The organism is Martelella sp., assembly GCF_984369615.1.
Genome location: NZ_CFHTCS010000134.1, coordinates 1 through 10,741 on the forward strand (window position 1 = coordinate 1; position 10,741 = coordinate 10,741).

10 protein-coding genes are annotated in these 10,741 nt (G+C 63.4%); 4 read left to right on the plus strand and 6 right to left on the minus strand.

Annotated features, from left to right (window positions below):
- Together ertC and ertB are read left to right on the plus strand one after the other, a co-directional pair.
- Window positions 1-978 (plus strand): thiohydantoin desulfurase (ertC, locus tag AC5DC2_RS12180; RefSeq protein ID WP_491698656.1); only part of this gene is annotated, 978 nt, incomplete at its 5' end.
- Between the two features lie 10 nt (window positions 979-988).
- Window positions 989-2,653, plus strand: a complete 1,665-nt coding sequence (gene ertB / locus AC5DC2_RS12185) for a thiourocanate hydratase (protein WP_491698657.1) — start codon at window positions 989-991, stop codon at window positions 2,651-2,653.
- Between the two features lie 330 nt (window positions 2,654-2,983).
- On the opposite strand, the gene gyrB is transcribed toward ertB, so the two are convergent.
- The 5 genes from gyrB to AC5DC2_RS12210 form a co-directional block, all read right to left on the minus strand.
- Complete coding sequence (gyrB, locus tag AC5DC2_RS12190) at window positions 2,984-5,419, minus strand: DNA topoisomerase (ATP-hydrolyzing) subunit B (protein WP_491698658.1); 2,436 nt, start codon at window positions 5,417-5,419, stop codon at window positions 2,984-2,986.
- Between the two features lie 277 nt (window positions 5,420-5,696).
- On the minus strand, window positions 5,697-5,903 hold the full coding sequence (locus AC5DC2_RS12195) for a hypothetical protein (protein ID WP_152534502.1): 207 nt from the start codon (window positions 5,901-5,903) through the stop codon (window positions 5,697-5,699).
- Window positions 5,904-6,121: 218 nt separating this feature from the next.
- On the minus strand, window positions 6,122-6,484 hold the full coding sequence (locus tag AC5DC2_RS12200; protein WP_024707603.1) for a helix-turn-helix domain-containing protein: 363 nt from the start codon (window positions 6,482-6,484) through the stop codon (window positions 6,122-6,124).
- Window positions 6,456-7,049, minus strand: a complete 594-nt coding sequence (locus tag AC5DC2_RS12205; protein WP_024707602.1) for a Smr/MutS family protein — start codon at window positions 7,047-7,049, stop codon at window positions 6,456-6,458. The genes AC5DC2_RS12200 and AC5DC2_RS12205 overlap by 29 nt, the downstream gene beginning before the upstream one ends.
- 66 nt (window positions 7,050-7,115) lie before the next feature.
- On the minus strand, window positions 7,116-7,817 hold the full coding sequence (locus tag AC5DC2_RS12210; protein ID WP_024707601.1) for a Tim44/TimA family putative adaptor protein: 702 nt from the start codon (window positions 7,815-7,817) through the stop codon (window positions 7,116-7,118).
- Between the two features lie 141 nt (window positions 7,818-7,958).
- On the opposite strand from AC5DC2_RS12210, the gene AC5DC2_RS12215 reads away from it, so the two are divergent.
- Both AC5DC2_RS12215 and secB read left to right on the plus strand, forming a co-directional pair.
- Complete coding sequence (locus AC5DC2_RS12215; protein ID WP_024707600.1) at window positions 7,959-8,519, plus strand: FxsA family protein; 561 nt, start codon at window positions 7,959-7,961, stop codon at window positions 8,517-8,519.
- Between the two features lie 165 nt (window positions 8,520-8,684).
- Window positions 8,685-9,167, plus strand: a complete 483-nt coding sequence (gene secB, locus AC5DC2_RS12220) for a protein-export chaperone SecB (protein ID WP_024707599.1) — start codon at window positions 8,685-8,687, stop codon at window positions 9,165-9,167.
- Window positions 9,168-9,246: 79 nt separating this feature from the next.
- On the opposite strand, the gene AC5DC2_RS12225 is transcribed toward secB, so the two are convergent.
- Window positions 9,247-10,539 carry an Hsp70 family protein gene (locus tag AC5DC2_RS12225; protein WP_491698659.1) on the minus strand — a complete coding sequence of 431 codons (1,293 nt, stop codon included), beginning with the start codon at window positions 10,537-10,539 and terminating at the stop codon, window positions 9,247-9,249.
- Window positions 10,540-10,741 lie beyond the last annotated feature (202 nt).

The window sequence follows — 10,741 nt, forward strand, 5'->3', positions numbered from 1 at the left end:
GAGCCGAGTGGCTGCCACTTGGTGCTGGCCGCGGTGGAGGAGCTTGCCGACGAGAACTGGGTGGCGACCGCCGCCGCCATCGGCGCGCCGGCTTCCACCACGCCGTGGGAAATGCAGGGCATCGACTATATCAAGGCGGCAGAACTCCTGCAGGAGGCATTGGGCGAAAAGCTCTCCGGCCTGATCGTCGGCCAGAACGGCAAATCCTCGACGCTGAACGGCTGGCTGCCGTCCGCCGTGCTCGGCACCAAGGTGGTCGACGCCGTCGGCGATATCCGCGCGCATCCGACCGGCGATATGGGCGCGATCGGCATGGCGAGCTCGCCCGCTCAGATGATCCAGACCGCCGTCGGCGGCAACCGCGCCGAAAACCGCTATATCGAACTGGTGGTGAAAGGCGCGACGGCGAAGATCTCGCCGGTGCTCAGAACCGCAGCCGATCAATCCGGCGGCTTCATCGCCTCCTGCCGCAATCCTCTGCGGGCATCCTATGTGAAGGCGAATGCGGCGCTCGGCGGCATTTCCATGGCGCTGGCGCTCGGCGAGGCGATCATCGCGGCAGAGAAGAAAAGCGGATCGGCCGTGATCGATGCGATTGTTAAAACCACCAAAGGCGCGATCCTGACCGAGGGCAAGGTGACGAAAAAGGCGGTGGTCTATACCAATGAGGCCTTCGATGTCGGCACGGTCACCGTCGGCTCGGGCGACAGGGCGATGGTGCTGCATGTGATGAACGAATACATGGCGGTCGAGGATGCCGGCGGCAGCCGGATCGCGACCTTTCCCGATGTCATCACCACGCTCTCGCCGGAGGGCGAGCCGTTGAGCGTCGGCCAGCTGCAAGAGGGCATGACCATCTTTGTCCTGCATGTGCCGAAGACGGTCATTCCGCTGTCGTCCAGCGTGAAAGATCCCGCCGTCTATCCGGTGGTGGAAAAGGCGCTCGGCATCTCGATCGCCGATTACGCGCTCGCCTGAGGAGGAAACCATGCCGAAAGACAATCCGCGCCATCCGAATTTTCCGATCCCCGGCGGGCCTGAAGTCCGTGCAAAGGGTTGGCGGCAGGAAGCGCTGCTCAGGTTGATGGAAAACGTGCTCTCCGTCGGCGAGGATCCGGACAATCTCGTGGTCTATGCCGCCCTCGGCAAGGCCGCGCGCAACTGGCCGTCCCATGCGATGATCGTGAAAACGCTGCTGGAAATGGACGAGAACCAGACGCTCGTCATCCAGTCCGGCAAGCCGGTCGGCCTGTTGAAGACCCACGCGAGAGCGCCGCTCGTCATCATGGCGAACTGCAATATCGTCGGCCAGTGGGCGAAGGCGGATGTGTTCTACGAACTGGAGCGCAAGGGGCTGATCTGCTGGGGCGGGCTGACGGCCGGCGCCTGGCAGTATATCGGCTCGCAAGGCGTCATCCAGGGCACCTATGAAATCTTCATGCGGATTGCCGAAAAGCGCTTCGACGGTTCGCTGGCCGGCCGTTTCATCCTGACGGCGGGGCTCAGCGGCATGGGCGGCGCCCAGCCGCTTGCCGGTCGCATGGCGGGCGCTGCCATCCTGGTGGTCGATATCGATGCCGAGCGGGCAAGGAAGCGCCACGAAATCGGCTTCCTTGACGAGATTGCGCCGGACCTTGATGCCGCGCTGCAGATGATCGACGCGGCGGTGGCGGCGAAGAAGGCGGTCTCCGTCGGCCTCGTCGGCAATGCCGCCGATATTTATCCCGAGATCGCCCGGCGCGGCATCACGCCGGATATCGTCACCGACCAGACATCGGCCCACGATCTCATTTATGGCTATGTACCGAAGGGCATGAGCCTGGCGGACGTGAAACGCCTGCGCGAGGAGGGCCCGGCGCAGCTGATGGCCGCAAGCCGCGCCTCGATCGCCGATCATGTGCGCGCCATGCTGACATTCCAGCAAGAGGGCGCGGAGGTATTCGACAACGGCAATCTGATCCGCACCCAGGCGCGCGAGGGCGGCGTGGCCAACGCCTTCGATATTCCGATCTTCACAGAGGCCTATCTCAGGCCGCTGTTTTGCGAAGCCATCGGGCCGTTCCGCTGGATGGCGCTTTCGGGCGAGGCAAGCGATATCGCCCGCATCGACGACCTTGTGCTGGAGATGTTTCCCGACAATTTCATCGTCACCAACTGGATCCGGCTCGCCCGTGAAAGCGTGCCTTTCGAGGGGCTTCCCGCCCGCATCGCCTGGCTCGGCCATGGCGAGCGCACACGGCTGGCGGTCGCGGTCAACGAACTGGTGGCGAAGGGCGAACTTGCGGGACCCGTCGCCTTCTCCCGCGATCACCTCGATGCCGGCGCCATGGCCCATCCGAACATCATGACCGAGAACATGACGGACGGGTCCGACGCGATTGCAGACTGGCCGCTGATCAACGCCATGACCATGTGCGCTTCGATGGCCGATCTCGTCGTCATCCATTCCGGCGGCGGCGGCTATGCCGGCTACATGACCAGCGCCGGCGTCACCATCATCGCCGACGGCACGGCCGAGGGCGCCGAGCGACTGGAGCATGCGCTCACCAACGATACGTCGCTGGGGATCATCCGCTATGCGGATGCAGGGTACGAGCTTGCAGAGGCGGCGGCTGAACGCGGAAACGTCGGGTATCTGCCGCTTGAGGGGTGACGCGGCCGCCGCTCCGCCGTGTGAGAAAACCCTGCTCGCCTTGTGAGAAAGCTCTGCCGAAAACCGATCTCCCCCCTTGAGGGGAGATGCCCCGAGAGGAGCAGAGAGGGGTGAAAAACCTGCAAGTCGGCAAAGAGAAAGAGGGGTCTGCTACCCCCCTCTGTCGCTTTCGCGACATCTCCCCCTCAAGGGGGGAGATTGACTGGCGGTAATCCGCACATTGCTCCGGCGTCGCGAGGGCCTGCGACATGTCGCCTGGATCCTCGGGTCAAGCCCGAGGATGACGCAGAGTGAAGCGATGGGTTGCGCCCGATAAAACGGTTGCCCCGATCAGATATCCAGATTGGCCACCGAAAGGGCGTTGTCCTGGATGAAGTCGCGGCGGGGTTCCACCTCGTCGCCCATCAGCCGCGAGAACAGGCCGTCGGCGCTTGTGGCATCGGCAACCTTGACCTGCAGCAGCGAGCGGACATTGGGGTCCATCGTCGTTTCCCAGAGCTGCTCGGCATTCATCTCGCCAAGACCCTTGTAGCGCTGGGTGGTCAGTCCCCGGCGACCCGCCTCGAAGACGGCTTCGAGCATGGCGCGCGGGCCGTGAATGGTCAGGTCGCCATTCTTTCGGCTCAGGAGCGGCGGCTTGTCGTAGATCTCGAACAGGCGCTTCTGCATCTGGTCGATATAGCGCGCATCCGTGGATCCGATCAGGCCCATGTCGAGCGAGGCGACTTCCTTGACGCCGCGCACAGTGCGCTCGAAGCGCAGCCCGCCATCGTCGCGCACAAAGCCTTCCCAGCCGCGCTCGGTTTCCTCGGCGATCACGTCGAGACGGGCGGCGATATCGGCGGCAAGGCGCTCGGCCTCGGCCGGGTCCGTCACCCGCTCGGCATTGAGCGCGCCGGCAATCGCCGCCTGCTCGACGACGGCGCGGTCGTAACGCGAATGGAGGCCTTCCATCAGGTTGCGCATGCGGATCGCGTCGACGATCACCTGGCGCAGGTCCGCGCCGGCGCGGACTTCCCCGGAGGCGAGATGCAGCGCTGCGTCCTCAAGCCCCTGGTCGATCAGGTAATCCTCGAGCGCCTGTTCGTTCTTCAGATACTGCGTCGACTTCCCGCGCGTCACCTTGTAGAGCGGCGGCTGGGCGATATAGAGATGGCCGCGCTCGATCAGTTCAGGCATCTGCCGGAAGAAGAAGGTCAGAAGCAGGGTGCGGATATGCGCGCCGTCGACGTCGGCATCGGTCATGATGATGATCTTGTGATAGCGCAGCTTTTCCGGATTGTACTCGTCCTTGCCGATGCCCGTGCCGAGCGCGGTAATCATCGTGCCGATTTCCTGGCTCGACAGCATCTTGTCGAAACGCGCGCGCTCCACGTTCAGGATCTTGCCGCGCAACGGGAGGATCGCCTGGGTCTCGCGCGAGCGGCCCTGCTTGGCGGAACCGCCGGCGGAATCGCCCTCCACCAGGATCAGTTCGGATTTCGACGGATCGCGGTTGGAGCAGTCGGCAAGCTTGCCGGGCAGCGAGGCAATATCAAGCGCGCCCTTGCGGCGCGTCAGTTCGCGCGCGCGCCGGGCGGCCTCGCGGGCGGATGCGGCCTCGGCGACCTTGGTGACGAGCACGCGGGCCTCGTTCGGGTGCTCTTCCAGCCATTGGCCGAGCGCCTCGTTGACGCAGCTTTCGACGACCGGCCGGACTTCGGAGGAGACCAGCTTGTCCTTGGTCTGCGAGGAAAACTTCGGATCCGGCACCTTGACCGAGAGCACGGCGGTGAGGCCTTCGCGGCAATCATCGCCCGTCAGCGTCACCTTTTCGCGCTTCAGGATACCCGATGTGTCGGCATAGGAGACCATCTGCCGGGTCAGCGCGCCCCGGAAGCCAGCCATATGCGTACCGCCGTCGCGCTGGGGAATGTTGTTGGTGAAGCAGAGCACGTTTTCGTGGTAGCTGTCGTTCCACCACATCGCCACTTCGACGGTAATGCCGTCCTTCTCGGTGGAAATGGCAATCGGCTCGGAGACCAGCGGCTTCTTCGAGCGGTCGAGATAGGCGACGAAGGCGGCAAGCCCGCCATCATAATGCATTTCCTTGGAAACCGGCTCGGCATGGCGGTTGTCCGTCAGGAGAATTCGCACGCCGGAATTCAGGAAGGCGAGCTCGTGCAGGCGCTTTTCCAGCGTGTCATAATCGAAATCGACCATGGTGAAGGTGTCGGAACTGGGCATGAAGGTCAGTTCGGTTCCGGTCTCGCCGCCGGCATCGCCGATGACTTCCAGCGGCTTGTCGGCAACGCCATGGGTAAAGGAAATCTCGTGCAACCTGCCATTGCGCTTGATCTTCAGCTTCAGCCAGACCGAGAGCGCATTGACCACCGAAACGCCGACGCCGTGCAGGCCGCCGGAGACCTTGTAGGAATTCTGGTCGAACTTGCCGCCGGCATGCAGCTGGGTCATGATCACTTCGGCGGCCGAAATGCCTTCGCCGGTATGAATATCCGTCGGAATGCCGCGTCCGTTATCAGTCACGGTCACCGAGCCGTCGGGGTTCAGCGTCACGGTGACGAGGTCGGCATAGCCGCCGAGCGCCTCGTCGATGGCGTTGTCCACCACCTCATAGACCATGTGATGCAGACCCGAACCGTCGTCGGTATCGCCGATATACATGCCCGGGCGCTTGCGCACGGCGTCGAGGCCCTTGAGAACCTTGATCGAATCGGCGCCGTATTCGGCCGGAAGGCCGACGGCTGTTTCTGGAGTTTCGCTCATCAACAGGTCTTTCCGAATGTGTCAGGGGTCGGGCGGGTCCCGCAAAACGCCGCCGAATCACTGCTTTTTCAAGCGCCGAGCTTAGGGGAAAAGCCGTTTCCGCTCAAATCACTGCGGCCCCTTTTATAGCCTAATTGGGGATAAACCTAGACCGTTTCAACGAGGGGGCGGCGTCCTGGGCAAGCGGCCTTGCCGTCATGCCAAAAAAACAGGCGGCGCTCCGGTCGAGCGCCGCCTGGAATGCGAGAATCGGTCTGTTTGCGCGATCGGGACGCGTTCAACCCGTCTTGCGCCGGGTCCAGCGTTCGTTGGGCTCGATCAGCGCTGCATCGGCAAAGGTGGCCATCTCGTGCTCGGCCCTGTCCTGTGTCAGGATGCCGTTCCAGTGAAGGTAGAGATAGCTTTCGCGGATGATCTGGTTGGTCGAGGGAATATTGGCCGCAGTGCTGCGGACGCGATTGGAATGGGCGGCCGTCGGGGCCATGACCTTCTCCATGGAATGCTTGCAATGTTCGGGAGGCGCTTACCGGCGGGAAACGTCTTCGCATTCGAGGCCCCATACAAGTCTTGCAGGGCCGGATGCAGAGAACCTCTTGGCCAGAAACTGTATCGAGGCCCCGAATGCAGTTTCACCGTAGTAAAACCGTGCCGGCACTTCTTTGATCTCCCTCAAATTTCGTGAAGATCGTCACTTTTGAGGCGTCAGCGGCCAAGTCTCCGGTCGAGCAGGCCGTCGAGTTCGCCGATCGCTTCTTCGTCGAGCTGTCCGATGATGCGCGACAGGCGGTTGGCAAAGGCGGTGTGGGCGGCCGAGAGGCCTGCCGTGTCGATCACGACGCGCGGATCGGACTGGTCGGCGATGGCGAACAACGCCTCGGCATCGTCCCAGATAATATGAAAATAGCCGGCCACGCGCTGGAGAAAGTCGAAACTTGGCTTGCCGCGCCGGCCATGCTCAAGAGCGGAGAGATAGGCCGCCGAAACGCCGATGGCTTCGGCCATCTCTTTCTGCGAAACGCCGCGCTCTGCCCTCAGCTTACGAACGGCTTCTCCGAACGGCGTCATGGTCGTGTCCCTTCCTTCGGGCAAGGCGCACGTAAAGCGCGCCCTCGCCGCCATGCTGACGGGCCGCCGTCTCGTAGGACGAGATCAGCGACCGAAAATCCGGCAGCGAAAACCAGATCGGCACGGCCCGCTTCAGCGCCCCGTCGCTGCCGATCGACCCGCCCTTGCCGGTGATAACGAGGATATGGCGGTGTCCCCTCTCATGTGCTCGGCGCAGGAAGGCCAGAAGCAGGGCATGCGCCTCGTCCTGGAACAGGCCGTGCAGGTCTATCCTGGCATCGATTGCAAGCCGCCCGCTCGCCAGCTTGCGCTTGACCGGCCGCTCCAGCGGATGGTGCCTGCGGGGCTTCTCCCCTTCCGGCTTTTTCGGCAGCGCCAGCGGCGAGACGCTGGTCTTTCCCGTGTCGGTCTTCTTGCCCTCGGCGGCTATGCCATTCATCAGGTCGGAAAAACTTTCCGGGCCGGAAGCGGGCTTTTCCAGTTTCTTGCCGGGAAGCGGGCGGGCCGTTCGCGCGACCTTCATCCACAAGTCCCGTTCTTCTGCGGAGAGCTTCCGGCGGCTCATCTTGAAAGAAACTCCCGGCAAGAAGAAGCGGCGCCGAAACGCCGCTCTCGTCAGACAATGCTCGGCCTATTCGGACGCGGTGGCGATCAGCTTCCAGTTCGGATCGCGCGCCCGCGTGTCGCGCGCGAAGGTCCACAGATCCCGGATTTCGGCAATCTGCTCGGCATCGCCATCGACGATCTCGCCGTCCTTGCCATAGGTCGCGGAAATCATCTGGCTGACGATCCGGAGCGTGATCCGGGCCTCGGTCTTGTCGACCTCCGCTTCCGTGATCTCGGCCTTCTCGATGCCGACAAAGCTCGCCTTGACGGATTCGCCGTTCGCCTCGCGCTCGCTGATGGCGGCGTTGAAGCCCTCATAGACCTCCTTCGACAGGAGGCCCTTCAGCGTGCGGCGATCGCCATCGGCAAAGGCCATGACGATCATCTCATAGGCCGCGTTCGCGCCCTTCATGAAGGCGGTCGGCTCGAATTGCGGATCGGCCTCGACAATTTCCTTCAGGCCCTTGTTCGCCTCGGTGCCCGCCGGCGCGATCTTGTCGACGGCGGCGAGCCGGTCCGTCTTGTTGTCCTTTTCCGCGCCGGGCAGCGTGATCACGTTGCCGTCCTGCCGTGCAGCTTCCGCCGCTTCGGTGCGCGAGCGAACCGGGCTCTGCTCGTAGCGTGGTTTCTCATTGCCGGTGCGGCGGCCCAGAACATTGCGGAGCTGGAAAAAAATCACCACCGCAGCAATCAGGAAGAAGAGTGTAATCAGATCGCTTGTGCCCATTTTGGTGCTAACCGCCGTTTTCCCTGTTGTTTCCAATCCCCATATAGACTTCACAGGGCCATGATTCAAATGTAACACTTCGTCGGAAGGCGTTCATTTCGTCATGATCATAAACGAAGACGGACCGAACAGGAAACCGATTTGCCGCTTCTGATTGCCATCATTCTCTTCCCCTTCGTGGAAATCGCCGGATTCATCATCGTCGGGCGGGCCATCGGCCTGTTTCCGACGCTGGGCCTGATTGTCCTGACCGCCGTGATCGGCGCGATCCTTCTGCGCGTGCAGGGCTTCTCCGTGCTGCAGCGGCTGCAGACGGATGTGCGCGACGGCGGCGATCCGGGCCGCGAAATGGTGCATGGCGCGATGATCGTGCTTGCCGGCATCCTGCTGCTCATTCCCGGCTTCGTCACCGACATCATCGGTTTTCTGCTCTTCATCCCGCCCTTCAGGGATTTCGTCTGGCGGCGGATCAGCAGGAACATGGTCGTGGTCTCGCAGGGCTCCGGCTTCTTCCGCGCCGGACCCGGACCGGGCGGTCCCGGCGGTCCGCGCAAGCCGGGCGGGCGAGGGCCGACCGTGGTCGACCTCGATGCAGAGGACTTTTCCTCCGGCGCCTCCGACCCGAACTCCCCGTGGGCGGAACGCGACAGGCTGGACGACGATCGCTCCGACGACGACAAGCGAGACGGTAAGGACCGCTAGGCGCGCGGGCATCGCTGCGCAGCCGCGCCGCTGCTGGCGGCCGAAAACCCTGCGCTTTCGGTCGCGGGCCTTGCGTGGCGGGCGCTACAGCGGTGGCCAAGGGTTGTGCGCTTGCGCCCTAAATGCTAACTGGCAATCCAAATTGACCACTCGAAAGGACGCGAAATGGCAGAGGAAAACGGCGCTGAGAAGAAGCAGAGCCCGTCGCTCAGCATTCTGACGCAGTACATCAAGGATCTTTCCTTCGAAAATCCCGGCGCCCCGGCTTCGCTGCAGAAGCGCGAAGGCCAGCCGAACATCAACATCAGTGTCAATGTCAACGCCAATCCGCTCGGCGAGGACAATTACGATGTTCTCTTGTCGCTGAAGGCCGAGGCCAAGGCCAAAGACAAGACGCTGTTCCTGTGCGAGCTGGTCTATGGCGGCGTCTTCCGGGTGGCGAACTTCCCCAAGGAACACGTGCTGCCGATGCTGTTCATCGAATGCCCGCGCCTGCTCTTCCCCTTTGCCCGCCAGATCGTGGCGGACGCCACCCGCAATGGCGGCTATCCGCCGCTGCTGGTCGACCCGATCGACTTCGCGCAGATGTTCCAGAAGCGCATGGCCGAGGAACAGGCGCGCGCCAAGGTTCAGCAACCCGCCAACTGAGCGGACGGACAAGAGCTTCAGGAAAGACCCGGACTTTGCGCCGGGTTTTTCGTTGGGCGCAGGCGCGGCGAACGGGCGCTCATGCCGCCCACGGGAAATTCTCCTCCGTGCCGATCAGCGCCAGGCCGTGGGCGATGGACAGGAGCTCGCCGCCGGTTTCGATGCGGGATCTGTCGAAGCGGTTTTCGAAGATGGTCCTGACGGCCGGCACGAAGGAGGAGCCGCCGGTCAGGAACACCTTGTCGATCTCGGTTGCGGCGATGCCTGCCCCCGCGATCGCCTCGTCGAGCGCGTCCTCCATCTGCCGCAACTCGCCCGAGATCCAACCCTCGAAATCGGCCCGGCGCACGATGCGGCGGCTGTCGCGGCCGAGCGGCGCGAAGAAGAATTCCGCTTCCTCGTTCTCCGAGAGCGCCCGTTTGGCGGCCGAGACCGCCTCATAGAGCGGATAGCCCTCGTCGTTCTCGATGAGCTCGATGAAGAGCTCGAGCGCGTCCGGGTCGCTTGCGTCCCGCACCAGGCTCTTCAGGTCGGCGAAATCGCGCGTGGTCTTGAAGATCGAGAGCTGGCTCCAGCGGCCGAAGCTCGCGTAATAGTTCGACGGCACGTCGAGGTTTTTGCCGAAGCTCCTGTAGGTCGTGCCCTTGCCGAGCATCGGGCTCACCACATTGTCGATGATGCGGTAGTCGAACATGTCGCCGGCCACGCCGACGCCGGAATGCGACAGCGGCTCGGCGGAAAGCCTGCCTGCGTTTTTCGAAAAACGGATGATCGAATAGTCGGTGGTGCCGCCGCCGAAATCGGCGACTAGAACATTGGCGTCCGTCTTCAGCCGGTTTGCGAAATACCAGGCCGCGGCGACCGGCTCCAGAACGAAGCGGATTTCCGGAAAGCCGAAGCGTGAGAGCGCGTCATTGTAGCGCTCGAGCGCAAGCGCCTCGTCGGCGCCGATGCCGGCAAAGCGCACCGGACGTCCGGCAACCACGCGGCTGACGGCGCCCGGCCAGCCGTCGCCCGCATAGACCATCAGTTTTTCCAGAAACACCGCCATCAGGTCCGGAAAGGAGTGTCGGCGGCCAAGCACGGCGGTTTCCGTAAACAGCGGACTTGCCGCATAGGTCTTGATCGACTGCAGGAAACGGCATTCGCCGGGGTGGTCGATCAGCGTGCGGATCGCCGCGGCGCCCGCTTCCGTGACAAGCGGCGCGCCGACGGCGGCTTTGCGGTCCTTCATGAAGGAGAGGCAGGTCCGCATCGTGTCGGTCGTGCCCGCCAGGCTATCGAATGTCAGCGAGCGGGTTTCGCCTTCACCTTCCGCGGGAAGCGCGATCACGGTATTGGTCGTGCCGAAGTCCAAGCCGAGCGCGGCCATGACGCCGTCCTTTTGATCGATGGAAATGTCTTGCGAAGGGCGGCGGTTATACGCCTTTGGGACGGCATGGCAAGACGCGGACATGAAAAAGCCGCCGCGGCTTTCGCCGCGGCGGCTTGGGGGTCGTCGGTTCGTCGCTGCTCAGAGCGCCGGGAACCGGCCGTTGCGGCGGGCATCCGCCATCAGGGCCGCGATGGCGCAG